Here is a 15,195-nt window from a genome sequence, read left to right as displayed (position 1 = left end):
ATCATGTTGCGCCGCAACCTGCTGCACGCGCGGCGCTACCCGTCGATGACGATCAGCACGGTCGCGATGCCGGTGCTGATGCTGCTGCTGTTCGTCGGTGTCTTCGGCGGCGCGCTCGGCACGGGCATCGGCGGCGCGAGCTACGTCGGCAGTTACGTCGACTACGTGGGACCGGGAATCATCCTCATGGCCGCGACCTCGGGCAGCGTCGCGACCGCGGTGTCGGTCTCGGTCGACATGACCGAGGGCATCGTGAACCGCTTCCGCACCATGGCGATCTCGCGGACCGCGGTGCTCACCGGCCACGTGGTCGGTGGCGTGATCCAGACGATGACCAGCATCGCGCTCGTCGTCGCGGTGGCGCTGCTGATGGGTTTCCGGCCCACCGCGGGTCCGCTGGACTGGCTCGGCGCGGCCGGGCTGCTGCTGGCGATGACCTTCGCCATGAGCTGGCTGGCCGCCGCGTTCGGCCTGGTGACCAAGGGGCCGGAGTCGGCGAGCAACGCGCCGATGCCGCTGATGTTCCTGCCGATGCTCGGCAGCGGTTTCGTGCCGCCGGAGCAGATGCCCGGCCCGGTCCGCTGGTTCGCCGAGCACCAGCCGTTCACCCCGATCATCGAGACGCTGCGCGGCCTGCTGATGGGCACACCGCTCTCCGCCGCGACGGGAGCGCTCGCCCTCGGCTGGTGCGCGCTGATCTCGCTCACCGGATTCCTCTGGGCGCGCAGGGCTTTCTCCCGCGCCGTCACCCGCTGACCCGCACCCGCAGAAGGGACCACCACCATGACCTTCCCCGCACGCACCTGGGGCATCCACGAGAACCACTACTGGCTGCACGGAAGGACCGTCGAGCACCCGGTGGAGTACCACGAGAACCTCGGGATGTGGACCGTCACCGGCTACCCCGAGGCGATCGCCGTGCTCAGCGATCCCGCGACGTACTCGTCCGACCTCTCCTCCCTGTTCCCGGCGGGCACGGACATGTCGTTCAACGACGGCAACCTGGTCCAGATGGACGGGCTGGAGCACCGCAAGCTGCGCAGGCTGGTCAGCCACGCGTTCACCCCGAAGATCGTCGCCGACCTGGAGCCGAGGATCGCCCAGCTGACCGGTGAGCTGCTGGACGAGCTGGTCGGGCAGGACGAGATCGAGCTGGTCTCCGCGCTCGCCTACCCGCTGCCGGTCATCGTCATCGCCGAACTGCTCGGTGTGCCCGCGGGCGACCGCGACCTGTTCCGCAAGTGGGTCGACACGATGTTCGAGGACCAAGCGGACTTCTCCCTCGCGGAGGGCGAGGACAAACTGCGCGAGGACCTGGACGCGCAGCTGAACTCCCTCAAGCCGATGAGCGACTACCTCACCGCGCACGCGGCCGAGCGCAGGCGCGTACCGAGGGAGGACCTGCTCACCAAGCTGGTCCAGGCCGAGATCGACGGGGAACGGCTCAACGACACGGAGATCGTGAACTTCGCCGGGCTGCTGCTGGTCGCCGGGCACATCACCACGACCATGCTGCTGGGCAACACGATCCTGTGCCTGGACACCTTCCCCGACCAGGCCGAGCGGGTGCGCGCGGACCGTTCCCTGGTGCCGACGGCCATCGAGGAGTCGCTGCGCCTGCTCAGCCCGTTCGCGTCCACCGCGCGCGTCACGGCCGCGGACGTGGAGCTGGGCGGGCGGCTGATCCCCCGTGGGCAGATGGTGAACCCGCTGCTCGGCGCGGCGAACCGGGACCCGAGGCAGTTCGAGCGGCCCGATGAGTTCGACGCGGCCCGGGACCCCAACCCGCACATCGCCTTCGGCCGCGGCGTGCACTTCTGCCTCGGTGCCCCGTTGGCGCGGCTGGAGGGCCGGGTCGCGGTGAACGTGCTGCTGGACCGGTTCCCGGTGCTGCGGACGATCCCGGCGACCCCGCCGAAGTTCATGGACTCACCCGTCATGACCGGCGTCAGCTCGCTCCCCCTCCGCGTCACCGCCTAGCCCGCGCGCGGGCGACGGCCAGAGCTTCCCCGCGCAGCTCGGCCAGGTTCCGGCCGGCGTACTCCGACACCGCGTCGGCGTACGCCGGCCCGTCCGCTTTCTCAGCTGCCGCGCGGATCGCCGCCGAGGACATGGTGGGCTGGAACGCGCGCTGGAACCGGAAGCGCTCGGCGAGCGCGATGAGCCGCACCCCCGAGGCGTCTCCCCCGGCGATGTCGGCCATGCCCATCGCGACCAGGAGCGTGCCGCAGAGCGGGCGGACCATCAGCACCGACGGGGTCCTCAGCGGCTCGCCCGTCAGCAGCGCCGCGAGGCTGTCGGGCAGGCTCTCGACGATGCCCGCGACCAGGTCCGCCCGGCCGTGCCGCGCGTGCGCGACGACGGTCACCCCGTGCACCTCGACGTGCCAGGGGTTGACGCCCAGCTGGTCGGTGCCCGCGACGGGGCTCTCGTCGTCGCCCAGCACCCGTTCGGCGACCCGCCGCCACTGGCGCAGCCCCAGCTCGACCTCCCCGCGCGCGAGCAGGACCTCGGCCCGGGCGGCCATCTCGAAGGTGATCAGCTCGACCGCCTCGGCCAGCCGCTCCGGGACGATCGCCGCCAGGCCGCGCTCGGCCGCGTCGACATCACCCACCTGCAGGTCGGTCAGCACCAGGCCGAGGCGCAGCTGCGTCGTGTTGAACGCCCGGAACTCCGCCAGCTCCCGCACCGCCGCGCGCGAGTGCTCCCGGGACTCCTCGGCGCGTTCCAGGTACAGGCACAGCTCGCTGAGCCGCCCGTGCACGGTGCTGATCAGCAGCGGGTTCGCTCCGTCCCGGAAGTGCTCCAGAACCCGCTTGGTGTGCTCCAGCGCGCGGTCCGGGTCGCCCCGGTTCTCCCACAGGTAGCCCGCGACCACGTTGGCCATGCCCGCGACGAGCGGTTCCGGCCGCTCGCACATCGCCTGCAGCTCCGCCATGTCCGACGCGCACAGCACGATCGCCATCGCCCCGCACACGGTGTGCGGGGACGGCGGCGGCAGCCGGCGCAGCACGGCGTAGGAACGGGTGGCCCGCGGCCCGATGACCATGAACGTCGTCGTGGTGGTCAGCACCGCCGTCACCCTGGTCGCCTCGACCAGCTCGGGCTCCGGCCGGAAGCGGTACAGCACGTCGGCGACCTCGCGGGTGGCCAGCGCCAGCTGCGCGTAGTTCGACTCGATCACCCACATCCCGCCCAGCGTCGCCGAGACCGCGGCCACCACCGCCCCGTCGCCGCGCCGCACCCCCGTGCGCAGCGCCAGCTCCAGGTTGTCCTGCTCCGCCCGGACCCGCTCGACGTCGTCCTGCGTGGGCCTGCCGAACACCAGGTCGTAGCACCGCATACCGAAATCCCTTGCCCAGCAAAGGAAATCCTCTTCGACCCGCGCGGACTCGCCCTCGGCCTCCCGCCGCGCGGCCGCGAACTCCCGGACGGTCTCCAGCATCCGGAAGCGGGTACCGCTCGGCGTGTCCGCGACCTTGACCAGCGACTGGTCGACCAGCAGCTCGAGCAGCTCCGGCGTGTCCTCCGCGCCCACCAGCCGCTCGGCCGCCTCGGCGGAGAACCCGCCGGGGAACACCGACAGCGCCCGCATCGCCGCCTGCCCGCGGGCGTCGAGCAGGGCCCAGCTCCAGTCCACGACGGCGTGCAGCGTGCGGTGCCGCTGGGGCGCGTCCCTCGCCCGGCCGCGGAGCAGCGCGAACCGGTCCTGCAGGCGGCCGGCGATCTCCACGACGGACATCGCCCGCACCCGCGCGGCGGCCAGCTCCACCGCGAGCGGGAGGCCGTCGAGCTGACCGCACAGCGCCTCCACCACCCCCACGGGCAGCTCCACGTCGGGGCGAGCCGCCCGCGCGCGCTGGCGGAACAGCTCCACGCTCGTGGGCAGTCCCAGCTCCGGCAACAGGTACACCGACTCCGACGACAGCCCCAGCGGGGCGCGGCTCGTGGTGAGCACGCGCACGTTCGCCGTCATCGACACCAGCGCCCGCACCAGCTCCGCGACGCCGTGGATCACATGCTCGCAGTTGTCCAGCACCAGCAACACGGACTCGGAACCGATCAGGCGGGCGATCCCCGCGACGAGGTCGGCCTGGGAGGACTCGCGCAGGCCGAGCGTCGAGGCGACCGCACGCGCCACGTCACCCTCCGCGGGCAGACCGGCGAGGGCGACGAAGTACACGACGCGTTGCTCCGGCCGCATGCCCACTGCGTGCGCGAGCCTGGTCTTGCCCAGACCTCCGGCACCGACGATCGACGCCACCCGCGAGGTCCGCAGCAGGTTCAGCACCGCGTCGATGTCGTCGTCCCGGCCTAGCAACGGGTTGGGTTCGTGCGGGACGCCGTGCCGCACCACGGGCGCCTCGCCCTGCAGCAGCTCCTGGTAGACCGCCTGGACCTCCGGCCCGGGGTCGACGCCCAGTTCCTCTCGGAGCGTCCGGCGGTAGGCGTCGTAGCGGGCCAGCGCCGCCGGTACCGGCTCGCAGCGCAGCAGCTCGGTCAGGACCTCCTCGTCCCTCGGCAGCTCCCCGGCCAGCGCGGTCAGCGGTTCCGCGGCCTCAGCCTTTCGGCCGAGCCGTGCCAGTGCCAACGCCCGGGCCCGCTCCAGCGCCCGGCGGGTACCCGCCCGCTCCGCGCGCAGCGCCGACACCGGGTCGTCCGGCACCGCGTCCCCGCGCTCCGCGCCCTGCCACAGCGCCAGGCCCGCTTCGGCGTGCTCCAGCGCCGCGGCGTGGTCCCCCGCTCGCGCGTACCGGGTGCTCGCGGTGGCACTGAGCACCACCGCGCAGGCGTCAACCTGGTCCTCGGCCAGCGCCAGCCGGTAGCCCGTCGGAGTGCTGGCCACCAGCTCCGGCCCGAGTTGTGACCGCACGCGGGAAACCAGTACCTGCAAGGCTTTCGTGGGGTTCTCCGGCAACGCCTCCGGCCACAGCCCCTCGATCAGGCGCCCCGTGCTGCACCCCGTGCGCAGGTCCGCGGCGAGCAACGCCAGCAGCCCGCGCAACCGCGGCCCGGTGATCTCGTGGTCGCGGTAGGCCACGCGCGGCAACAAGGTCAACTCGGTGGTCACCGGGCCAGGTTAGAGCCCGGGAGCCGCCCCCGGTGGCCACTCCGGCCGGAACGCGCCCCGGCGACCGCGGGTGCGGGGGCGCGCACGCTGCGTCACTCAGCCTTCCGGCCGGGCCGCCCGGCCCTTAGGCCGAGCCGCAGCAGCCCGCTGACCAGCCATTCTCGTGGTGTCACGAGGAAAGCGAGGCACCCATGATCACCATCGTCACCACCTGGGTCGGCGTTGCCGCCGGGCTGGCCGTGCTCGTCCTGATGGCCGTGTCCGACCACATGAACGACAAGGCGCAGCCCGAGGGCCGCGTCGCCCCCAAGCAGGCCAGGCGCACGCTGCACCGGAGCGCCACCGCCACCGTGGTGCGCAAGCACCGCGTACTGCCCAGCCGCTTCGGCCGCGTCCACCGGGCGGCCTGAGGAATGCCTCGCGCCACCACTCACAGCGGGTGAAGCGACGATGCGCTACCCCGCTGTGAGTGCGGACCGGGGATGGTCGACGGCTCAGCCCCAGGAGTAAATGGACGACGCCTTGTCCTGTTCGTGGCGTGCCAGGTTGAACGGGGTGTCGGCCCGGTTCATGTTGTGCCGCTCACCGTGTCCGTGCGCGTCGAAGTACCACCACCAGGTGCGGCCCGTCTTGTTGACGAACGACGACATCTGGTCGTTGAACGTGCCGCCGTGGCAGCTGGGGCAGGAGATCCGGGAGAAGTCGTTGTGCCCGCTGGGGTGCCCTTCGAAGGCGATTGCGTTACCGCCACCGTTTTCGTGCTCGTACAGGCAAATCCAGCCGTCTGGGCACGAAGCCGCCGCCTTGACCTTCAGCGCGGCGCTCCTCGCCTTCGCGTAGTCGAGCTCCTTGACCGCGGTCACCTTCCCGTCGGCGTGGTGCGTCGTGATGGTCCGGCTCGGCAGGCCCGCTTCCTCGGCAGCCTGCGCGGGAGCCGCGGCGAACAAGGTGCCCGCCAACGCACCGCCGATCGCGACCACCTTGGCAAAGCCCCCCACGCGCCCCGCGAACGATCTCTGTGAAGTCATTGTTTCCCCTCCTGGTGAACAGTGCCCTTTCACGCTATTTGCGCTCGGGCGGACCGTTGTCCACCGGTCGGCTGATGACCGCACTGGAGCACCTTGGTAATCCTTCGGCTGTCCGGGCGGAAATGCTCGCTCCCTCTTCGTCATTCGAGTCGCAGACCGATCCCGTTGCGCCCTCGGTGAAACCGGGCTGTGCCGTCGCCCGCAGCCGATTACGTTCCGCCCATGCGGAAGGTTCACACAGCGGACGGCCGTGTGCTCGCCGTCGAGGAATGGGGCATCCCCGACGGGACCCCGGTGGTGTACGCGCACGGCACGCCGATGAGCCGTCTGGCGCGCTACCCGGACGAGCGCCTGTTCACGGAGCTGGGCGTTCGCCTGGTCACCTACGACCGTCCGGGCTTCGGCGAGTCCACACCGGACATCGGGCGCCGGGTAGTCAACGCCGCCAACGACATCGCCGCGATCGCCGACGCGCTCGGGCTGGACCGGTTCCCCGTGTTCGGGGTCTCCGGCGGTGGCCCGCACGCACTGGCGTTCGCCGCCCGCCACCCCGACCGCGTCACCCGGGTCGCCACCCTTGCCGGCACGGCACCGCGCGATGCCGATGGCCTGGACTGGACCGCCGGGATGATGGACGGCAACCGGGAGAGCGCCGCCGCCGCGCTGCTCGGACGCGCCGCGGTCGAAAGCCAGCTGAGCACCGCGCCCTCCGAGGACCTGCGGGCGCTGCTCCCCCAGGCGGAGCAGGAGGTCCTTGCCCAGCCCGAGGTCATGGCCATGCTCTCCGCCGCCTTCTCCGAGGCACTGCGCCCCGGCCTGGACGGCTGGATCGACGACGAACTGGCGCTCTACGGCCTGCCGTGGGGTTTCGACCCCGCCACCATCACCTCCCCCGTTCGCCTCTGGCACGGTGATCTGGACACCGTCGTCCCGGTGAGCCATTCCGTCTGGTTGTCCGACCGCATCCCCTCCGCGGAGCTGATCCGCGGGCCGGAATCCGCGCACGCCGGCCATTTCGCCGCCACCCCGGCCGTGCTCGCCTGGCTGGTGGGGCGCTGAATTCCGGGCTGATCAGTCCGGTCGCGATCGCACGGGCCTGAAAACGGTGTCCGGATCGACGTTCATCACGACCTCGCAATCGCAGTAGCCGCCGTACTCCTCCAGTCCTCTGTGAAGGCGATCGAGATCGACGCCGTGCCGCCGCGCCCAGGCGTCGGCGGCCCGTCGCGTGTGGTCGCAGCCCTCGGCCTCCACGGCCGCCTCGACGTGGTCGAGCAGTTCCTCCAGCTGGGGCCGGTCCAGCGACATGAGCGAGGCACTCGCCGCCTGCTCCGCGCGCAGGTAGGCGTCCTTCAACCACTTGCGGCGCGCCTTGTCGTCCTGAGAAGCCACAGTTCCTCCCCTTCACCACGGCAGTCCACAATGGACACGACTGAACGATCGATACGGGACAGGTGAGCGAGACATCCACCCCTGACGCCATTATGACTCCGGGTCTGACAGTGTCAAATTCCCTTGTACAGCAACGATAATTGCCATCATTTCCGTCATGACCGGAAACGGGGCGCCCCCCGGGCCTCCCCTGTGCGGGGGACGCCGTGCGCGGACGGGGCGATTACGCTGCGCCCAGCAGGACGACGGGAAGGCGGCGGTGGAGCGGGTGGGTGGCACGCGGGGAACGTTGACCAGGCAGTCGAGGCTGGTCGCGGCGCTGTGCATGAGCGTCGACTCGGTGCTCTACGTGACGAACCTGCGCAAACCCGCGTTCGGCTGGATCGACGTCGCGGCGATCGGGCTGATCCTGCTGGTCGACGCCGCGCTGGCCAGCTCGGCGAAGCGGTCCGGCCTGGTGGCCGTCGGCGTGGCGGCCGTGCAGATCGTCATCCCCCTGCTGTTCGACCCGGGCTCGCACCACATCTGCAACACGGGCGGGATGATGGCCGCCTACCGGGTCGGTGCCTGGCTGCCCGCGTGGCCGGGCCTGCTCGCGATCGGCGCGCTGGCGGTGGCCGACGTCTTCGACGGCAAGTTCCCGGGAACGGGACCCCTGCCCCTGGTGCTCACCATCACCAGCAGCGCGGTGTTGCCGTGGATCGTCGGCCGCCACACCACCACGCGCAGCGCTTACATCGCCGACCTCGAACGCCGCGCCGACCGCCAGGAACACGCGGCGCAGGCCGCGATACGGCGTGCTCTCGCGGAGGAACGCAGTTCCATCGCCCGCGACCTGCACGACATGATCTCCCACCACGTCAGCGCGATCAGCGTGCACGCGGGCGCGGCCCGGCTGGGCATGGGCACCGAGGGCAACGCCGCGGCACAGCGCTCGCTCAGCGCGGTGGAGACGGCGAGCCGCTCCGCCCTGACAGACCTGCGCAGGTTGCTGGACCTGTTGCACGGCAAGGACGACAACCAGCACCGCCAGCCAGGCATGGGCAACGCCGACCAGTTGCTGGCCGGAGTGCGCGCCGCCGGGCTGCCGGTCACCATGACCACCAGCGGAGCGCCGCTGGACCTGCCCGGCTCGGTCGACATCGCGCTCTACCGCATCTTCCAGGAGGCGCTGACCAACGCGCTGCGGCACGGCGGCGGAGCGGCCGAGGCCGAGGTGGACAACCGCGAGGACGAGATCATCCTGACCGTGACGAACCCGTTGCGGCACAACGACAACGGCGCCGAGCCCGGCTCGGGGCTGACCGGGATCAGGGAGCGCGTCGCGCTGTTCCACGGGGAGGCCACGTTCGGCCCGGCCGGGGACCGCTGGTCGTTGCGCGTCAGCCTGCCGACGAGGGAGTCCGCGTGACCGTGCGCATCCTGCTCGCCGATGACCACGCGCTCTTCCGCTCCGGGTTGCGCGCCGTGCTGGACACGCAGCCCGACCTGGAGTGCGTCGGTGAGGCCGAGGACGGGCGCGCGGCGGTGGCCGAGACGGCGCGGCTGCGGCCGGACCTGGCCGTGCTCGACGTGCGGATGCCCCGGCTGGACGGGCTGGCCGCGGCCGAGGCCATCCTCGCCGCGCCCGGCAACTCCACCAAGGTCCTCGTCCTGACCACCTACGACAGCGACGAGTACGTCTACCGCGCGCTGCGGGCGGGGGCCAGCGGTTTCCTGCTGAAGAGCCTGCCCCCGGAGGAGATGATCTCCGCGATGCGGGTGGCGGTGCGCGGTGACGCGCTGATCGACCCGTCGGTGACGAAGCGGTTGATCACCCGGTTCACCAGGAGCATCGCGCCGCCGTCGAAACCGGCCGAGGTGCAACGGCTGACCAGCCGCGAGTTCGAGGTGCTGTTGCTGATCGCGGCCGCGCACAGCAACGCGGAGATCGCCGAACGGCTGCGCGTCGGCGAGGAGACGGTGAAGACGCACGTGTCCCGGGTGCTGGCCAAGCTCGGACTACGCGATCGGGTACATGCCGCCGTCTACGCCTACCTGCACGGACTGGTGCCGGTGTCCCCCGCGCGGGGGATGCCCTCTCCCCCGCCGCCGTGACGATCTTGTCGGGGCCGCGTCCTACCTTCGGCTCCGATGAGAATTCCCGCCACGGCACTGGTCACGTTCCTGTTGCTGCTCTGCGCCTCACCGCAGGCGTTCGCCGACGGGGCGATGGCCGGTGCCGACATCCACGTCGCGCAGACCCTGGGCTCCCGCGAGCTGACCGTGGTGCTGCGCCGGGTGGACGTCGTGCCAGGTCCCTTGCGGGTCAACGTGATCACGCACGCGGGCAGCCCACCCGGGCGCCTGTCGCTGCGGCTCGTCGCCACCGGCGCGAGCTTGACGAGCGGCCCCGTGGCGCCGAGTGCGACCACGGTCGACCTGCGTGACCGTCCCGGCTCGCACGACGCCACGCTCCTGGTCAGTCGCCCGGGACCGCAGGAGCTGGCTCTGCAGATGCTCGGACCCGCGAGCGGTTCTTCCTTCGACGACGTCGCCCGCATTCCTTTCGTGGTACCGGTCCCCGTCCTCTCCCCGGCCGAGCGGGTGACCTACGGCGGGTTCGTCGCCGCGGGCGTGCTGTTGTTCGTTTCCCTTGTGGTGTCGGTGAAAGCTCGGCACTCCTGGATGGCCCTGGTACCCGGGGGCGGAGTCGTCGCGGCGCTGGCGGTCGCGGTGACCGCGGCACTGCTGTCGGCCTCCACACCGGCTCCCCCGGTGCCCGGCGAGGACATCGACGCGACGGTGGACAACGTCCTCGATCCGTACTCCGTCCGCCCGCAGTCCGTTGTGGACGCGTCGAGGCCACCGGCGAACGTGTTGGTGTCACAGGAATTCGTCCCGGGCGGCGTCGAGCTGGCACTGCGCTTCGTCGACGGCGCGAGCGGGCGAGCGGTCGACGACCTGCTCATCCACGACAGCGCGCTGGCGCACCTGCTGGTCGTGCCGCCGTCCGGGGCGCTGCGGCACCTGCACCCGGTTCGCGTCGAGCCCGGCGAGTACCGCGTGCACCTCGCCGCCCCGGAACCGGGCTACCACGCGGTGTCCGTGGAGATCGCCCGACGCGGTGGCGGCGTGCAACTGCTGCGGTCGGCGACGGGTTTCACGGTGCCCGGCACCCCGCGTCCCGCCATACCCACGAGCGAGACCGTGCGCGCGAAGGGCGGCTCCCCCACGACGATCACCGCGCGGTTCGGCGAGAAGCGGGATCTCCAGCCGTGGCTGGGCATGGTGGGTCACCTGATCGTGGTCGGCCCGCTGCCGGAGGAGCCGGAGGTCGGGCGCGCGGCGGCGAGCGCGGCGACCTGGTCGCACGTCCACCACATGGCGCCGCTGACCCGGGGTGGCGCGGGCGGGCTCCCGGACGAGACCGTCGCGGCGTTCGGGCCGGAGGTGTCGTTCACGCACACCTTCACGCTGCCCGGCCGCTACCGCGCGTGGATCCAGGCAGAGCGCGAGTACGCCCTGACGACCAAACCGGTGGAGATCGTCGTGTCACCGGGGAAGGAGCCCCGATGACCACGCCCGGCACCCGGGGCCGGTGGGCGGCGGTGGTGCTCGCCGTCGTGCTCGTCGTCGCGGGCGGGCTGGTGCTGCTCGGCGGCGGGGGCGGTGGCCGGGTGGAGCTGAGCTCCAGCTCGGCGCGGCACTCCGTGCGCCTGGTGGTGGAGCGGGCGCGGGTGGGGGCGACCGCGATGGAGGTCGAGATCACCGGGGAGTCCACTGTGGAGGGTGTGCGGCTGGAGCCCGTGATGCACATGGGGCACGCGATGCCGCTCGCCGAGACCGCCGCGGTGGGCCCCGGGCGCTACCGCGCCGAGAACGTGCTGCTGGAGATGACCGGCCAGTGGGAGGTCACCGTCGTGCTGCGGGACTCCGCGGGGACCGAGCGCGTCGTCTTCCCGTTGCTGGTGAGCTGAGGAGAAGGAGAGCCATGGCTGTGACCACTCCGGCGGAGCGCGCCGGGACCACCGGGAGACGGGGGCTGGCGCCCGCGTTGTCCGTGCTGATCGGCGCGCTGTCGTCGCTGATCGGCCTCAGCTGGGACGTGCAGTGGCACATCGACGTCGGGCCGGACACGTTCTTCACGTTGCCGCACCTGTTCATCTACGCGGGCAGCGCGGTGACCGGCCTGACCGCGCTGACCGTGGTGCTGCGCGCGACGGCGGACGAGCGCGCGGGCCGGGAGCTGGACCCGGCGGTCGGCGGCCGCGCGGTCGGCGTGTTCGGCAGGACCTTCGCGGCGCCCGTCGCCTACCTGGTGACCGGGACGTCCGCGGCGGTCTTCCTGGTGTACGGCCTGTGGGACCAGTGGTGGCACGGGATCTACGGCTTCGACGCGACGATCGACTCGCCGCCGCACATCGGCCTGCTGCTGTCGGTGTCGACCACGATCATCGGCTCGCTGATGACCTTCGCGGTGGCCCGGCGGGAGCGGTGGGGTCGTGCCGGGGTGTTCCTCGCGGTGGCCATGCTGGTCGCGTTCTGCACGATCACCTCGCTGGCCTTCAACGGCGCCAACCAGGGCATCCACCTGGTGGACATCAGCATCGCGTTCACCACGGTCATGCTGGTGCTGACGGCGACCTCGTTCTTCCGCACGCCCGGCGCGGCGCTGCTGACCGCGGTCACCGTGGCCGGGCTCCAGGTGGTGCTGTGGGTGTTCACCCCGTGGGCGACCCGCACGTACGCCGACTCGGTCGGGCTGCCGGTGCGGGACTACGTCGAAGGCGTTCCGGCGATGCCGAACCTGATCCCGATGAGCCTGCTCGGCGTGGCGCTCGCGGTCGAGGGCGCGTTGCTGCTGGGGCGCCGCGCGAACTGGTCGGCCCGCGTCGTCGCCCCGGTGCTCGGCGCGGTGGGCGCGCTGGTGATCACCGCGCTCGCCCCGGTCCAGCGCCTTGTCACCAGGGGGTTCCCGCTCGCCGGTTTCGACTACATCGCCCTGACCTGCGGTGTCGCCGCGTTGGCCGGTCTGCTCGCCGGGTTCCTCGGCTGGCGGTTCGGCCTCATGTTGCGCGCGCTGGTCCCCACCGAGGAGGAAGCCCGATGATCAAGCGTCTGTCCGCGCTGCTCGCAGCGCTCGGCGTCATGGTCGTGAGCGCCCCCGCCGCAGCGGCCTACGAGCCGGTGAACATCGTGCACACCGAGCGGGTGCAGGTCGGGCCGTACGGGCTGACGGTCGGCTTCAGCACGTGGCCGGTGCGGGCGATGCAGTCGCTGGACTTCACCTTCGTGCCCGATGACGGCATCGCGGGCAAGACCGGCACGCTGCAACAGCGCTACCGGGGAGCGCCGCAGGTCGAGAACACCGGGCGGGGACGAACGGCGCCGCTGGCCCGGCATCCGCGCAAGCGCGACGTGTGGGGGCTGGACATCCGGTCGCTGAACCGGCCCGGCGAGTGGTCGCTGAAGTTCAGCATCGACGGCCCGGCCGGCCGCGGCGAGGGCGAGCTGACCGGGCTCCAGGTGCTCGACCAGCCCGGCCCGCCGCTCGCGCTGAGCTGGTCGGTCAGCGCACTGCCGCTGCTCGGCCTCGTCGGTTTCCTGGCACTCGCCTGGCGACGCACCTCCCCCAACCGCTACGAACTCGTAGCGTTATAGGGCAGGATGGGGAGGACCCGTTCACCCGACCAAGGGAGTGTGTGGTGGCGCCCTCTCCGTCCCGCCTGTTCGCCGAGATCAGCACCGCCGAGCGGCCCGGGGGCGCGCGGGTGGTGATGCGCAGGGCGGTGGTGCTCGGCGCCAGCATGGCCGGACTGCTCGCGGCCAGGGTGCTCAGCGACCACGCCGAGGAGGTCCTGATCATCGAGCGGGACCCCACGGTGCCCGGTTCCGCGATCGGGTCTTCGGAGATCGACAACGAGCCGCGGCCGGGCGTGCCGCAGGGCACCCAGGTGCACGGGCTGCTCCCGGCGGGCCAGATCCAGCTGGACCGGTGGTTCCCGGGCTTCACCGCCGAAGCGGTTGCCGCGGGCGCGGTGTTCCCGGACCCCGGCACCGTGCGGATCCACCTCAACGGCACGCTCCGGCCGAGCCCCCCGCCGATGGGCGGCAACAGCGCGCTGGTCAGCACGCGGCCGTTCCTGGAAGCCCTGATCCGGCGCAGGACCCTGGCGATCGGCAACATCACGCTGGTCACCGGCCAGGTGAAGGGCATCGACCTGTCCTCGACCCGGGTCACCGGCGTCCGCTACACCCCGACCGGCTCCGAGGAGGTGGTGACCGAGGCAGCGGACCTGGTCGTGGACGGCATGGGCCGGTCGAGCAAGCTCGGCGACTGGCTGGAGGGCGCGGGCTGGTCCGCTCCGGAGCTGAAGCGGATGCCGATCAAGCTCAACTACGCGACGGCGCTGTTCCGCCGCGACCCGGCGATCAGCGACACCTCGGTGGTGGTCGCGCAGACCACGGCGGGCAAGGGCCGCGTCGCGCGGATGGGCGGCATCAACGCGGTGGAGGGCGACCGCTGGATCATGCTCATCGCCGGGTACGGCGGGGACCGCCCGAGCCGGGACTTCGACGACTTCAAGACCCGCTGCAGGCGGGACTTCCCGCAGGTCTTCGGCGATATCGCCGAGCGCGCCGAACGGCTGGGCGAGGTGATCACCTACCACCAGGCCGACAGCAGGCGGCGCGAGTTCCACAGGCTGTCCCGGCTGCCCGGCGGACTCGTCGCGGCGGGCGACGCGGTGGCCTCGTTCAACCCCGTCTACGGCCAGGGCATGACCTCGGCGATGCTGCACGCCTCCTGCCTGTCGGCGCACCTGCGCTCGGGCGCCTCCCCCACCGAGCCCGCGCGCGGGTACTTCGACCGGGTGCGGGTCGTGGTCGACGCGGCGTGGCAGATCTCCACCCAGGCCGATCTCGAACTGCCGCACGTGGACGGCCCGTACCCCAGGGGCTACCGGATCACCAGCTGGCTCAGCGACCTGCTGTTCGCGGCGTCGTCGAAGGACCTGGAACTCAACGCGCGGCTGAACGCGGTGACCACGATGGTGGAGCACCCGCTCTCGCTCGCCCGCCCCAGCACGCTCCTGCGCGCGGTGCGGGCGACGCTCCTCCGCTGACGCCGGTCACTCCGCGAGGCGGTGCATCACGAAGATCCCGCCCAGCGCGGGCTGGTCGAGGCGCTCGCCGTCGGTGTCGACGTAGGAGTCGATGACCGCGCAGATGCGCCGATCGAGCTCTTCGAGCTGCTCCTGCGACAGGTGCAGCATGAACCGCGCGAACGTGCGCACCGAGTCGGGTCCCGCCTCGGCCAGCTCCTCCTGGAACGCGGCGATCGGTGCCTGCGCCGTACCCGGAACGGCATTCGGCGGGGTGGACAGGTACCACGTGTTCATGGCGACGCGGTAGGGCTTCTCCAGCGCGCCGCTCTCCCCCGTGCGCACCGGGGCCTGCTCCAGGAAACCGGCCCTGACCAGGTGCCGGACGTGGTGCAGCACCGTGCCGGGGTCGCGGCCGAGCCGTTCGGCCAGCTGCTTGTTGGTCATCTCGCGCTGCCTGCACAGCCGCAGGATGCGCAGGCGCAGCGGGTGGGCCATGGCCTTGGCCTCATCGGCGGTGATCTCGCGGCGCTCCCGCAGGCGGTCGGTCATCGTCCCAGGTTAAGGCTTGATGCAATTCTTCTCCATCGATGGACTTTTCCCAATCGATCTGTGACTC

The 15,195-nt window shown here is 71.8% G+C and carries 15 protein-coding genes; 11 read left to right on the top strand and 4 right to left on the bottom strand.

The features are described from left to right. Nucleotides 1-3: 3 nt before the first annotated feature. Nucleotides 4-756 carry an ABC transporter permease gene (locus BLT28_RS03675; RefSeq protein WP_081900383.1) on the top strand — a complete coding sequence of 251 codons (753 nt, stop codon included), beginning with the start codon at nucleotides 4-6 and terminating at the stop codon, nucleotides 754-756. Between the two features lie 27 nt (nucleotides 757-783). Beyond that, nucleotides 784-1,980, top strand: a complete 1,197-nt coding sequence (locus BLT28_RS03670; protein WP_030430234.1) for a cytochrome P450 — start codon at nucleotides 784-786, stop codon at nucleotides 1,978-1,980. Here BLT28_RS03670 and BLT28_RS03665 read toward each other — a convergent pair. Next, nucleotides 1,970-5,071: an ATP-binding protein gene (locus tag BLT28_RS03665; RefSeq protein ID WP_030430235.1), complete on the bottom strand. Its 3,102-nt coding sequence runs from the start codon at nucleotides 5,069-5,071 to the stop codon at nucleotides 1,970-1,972. The genes BLT28_RS03670 and BLT28_RS03665 overlap by 11 nt on opposite strands. 191 nt (nucleotides 5,072-5,262) lie before the next feature. Here BLT28_RS03665 and BLT28_RS03660 point away from each other — a divergent pair, with 191 nt between their 5' ends. Then, nucleotides 5,263-5,481: a hypothetical protein gene (locus tag BLT28_RS03660; RefSeq protein ID WP_030430236.1), complete on the top strand. Its 219-nt coding sequence runs from the start codon at nucleotides 5,263-5,265 to the stop codon at nucleotides 5,479-5,481. Nucleotides 5,482-5,565: 84 nt separating this feature from the next. Here the strand turns inward: BLT28_RS03660 and BLT28_RS03655 are convergent, their stop codons facing one another. Further along, a complete protein-coding gene (locus BLT28_RS03655; RefSeq protein WP_162184858.1) occupies nucleotides 5,566-6,099 on the bottom strand; it encodes a peptidase inhibitor family I36 protein in 534 nt (177 codons plus the stop codon). 222 nt (nucleotides 6,100-6,321) lie between these two features. Here BLT28_RS03655 and BLT28_RS03650 point away from each other — a divergent pair, with 222 nt between their 5' ends. Continuing rightward, a complete protein-coding gene (locus BLT28_RS03650) occupies nucleotides 6,322-7,158 on the top strand; it encodes an alpha/beta fold hydrolase (protein WP_030430238.1) in 837 nt (278 codons plus the stop codon). Between the two features lie 12 nt (nucleotides 7,159-7,170). Here BLT28_RS03650 and BLT28_RS03645 read toward each other — a convergent pair whose 3' ends face one another. Then, the gene (locus tag BLT28_RS03645) at nucleotides 7,171-7,491 is read right to left on the bottom strand and encodes a DUF2695 domain-containing protein (RefSeq protein WP_030430239.1); all 321 of its coding nucleotides are present in this window, start codon (nucleotides 7,489-7,491) and stop codon (nucleotides 7,171-7,173) included. Between the two features lie 157 nt (nucleotides 7,492-7,648). On the opposite strand from BLT28_RS03645, the gene BLT28_RS03640 reads away from it, so the two are divergent. From BLT28_RS03640 to BLT28_RS03610, 7 genes are read left to right on the top strand one after another with little or no spacing between them, the layout of a single operon-like run. Then, nucleotides 7,649-8,902, top strand: a complete 1,254-nt coding sequence (locus BLT28_RS03640; RefSeq protein WP_081900376.1) for a sensor histidine kinase — start codon at nucleotides 7,649-7,651, stop codon at nucleotides 8,900-8,902. Further along, nucleotides 8,899-9,588 (top strand): response regulator, encoded by a 690-nt coding sequence (locus BLT28_RS03635; RefSeq protein WP_030430241.1) that lies wholly within the window; start codon nucleotides 8,899-8,901, stop codon nucleotides 9,586-9,588. Before BLT28_RS03640 ends, BLT28_RS03635 begins: the two co-directional genes overlap by 4 nt. A 36-nt stretch (nucleotides 9,589-9,624) precedes the next feature. Further along, a complete protein-coding gene (locus BLT28_RS03630) occupies nucleotides 9,625-11,049 on the top strand; it encodes a hypothetical protein (RefSeq protein WP_030430242.1) in 1,425 nt (474 codons plus the stop codon). Further along, the gene (locus BLT28_RS03625; protein WP_052407445.1) at nucleotides 11,046-11,450 is read left to right on the top strand and encodes a FixH family protein; all 405 of its coding nucleotides are present in this window, start codon (nucleotides 11,046-11,048) and stop codon (nucleotides 11,448-11,450) included. Before BLT28_RS03630 ends, BLT28_RS03625 begins: the two co-directional genes overlap by 4 nt. 14 nt (nucleotides 11,451-11,464) lie before the next feature. Then, entirely contained in the window at nucleotides 11,465-12,583 is a 1,119-nt protein-coding gene (locus BLT28_RS03620) for a hypothetical protein (RefSeq protein WP_030430244.1), read from the top strand. Beyond that, the gene (locus BLT28_RS03615) at nucleotides 12,580-13,134 is read left to right on the top strand and encodes a hypothetical protein (RefSeq protein WP_030430245.1); all 555 of its coding nucleotides are present in this window, start codon (nucleotides 12,580-12,582) and stop codon (nucleotides 13,132-13,134) included. The genes BLT28_RS03620 and BLT28_RS03615 overlap by 4 nt, the downstream gene beginning before the upstream one ends. Before the next feature lie 44 nt (nucleotides 13,135-13,178). Then, nucleotides 13,179-14,597 (top strand): FAD-dependent oxidoreductase, encoded by a 1,419-nt coding sequence (locus BLT28_RS03610; RefSeq protein ID WP_197683964.1) that lies wholly within the window; start codon nucleotides 13,179-13,181, stop codon nucleotides 14,595-14,597. Nucleotides 14,598-14,603: 6 nt separating this feature from the next. Here BLT28_RS03610 and BLT28_RS03605 read toward each other — a convergent pair whose 3' ends face one another. After that, on the bottom strand, nucleotides 14,604-15,128 hold the full coding sequence (locus BLT28_RS03605; protein WP_030430247.1) for a winged helix-turn-helix domain-containing protein: 525 nt from the start codon (nucleotides 15,126-15,128) through the stop codon (nucleotides 14,604-14,606). Between the last annotated feature and the right edge of the window lie 67 nt (nucleotides 15,129-15,195).

Origin of the sequence: Allokutzneria albata (genome assembly GCF_900103775.1) — a bacterium.
GTDB classification, from domain to species: domain Bacteria; phylum Actinomycetota; class Actinomycetes; order Mycobacteriales; family Pseudonocardiaceae; genus Allokutzneria; species Allokutzneria albata.
The sequence above is the reverse complement of the archived record's forward strand: the minus strand, read 5'-3'. Positions and strand labels throughout refer to the sequence as shown.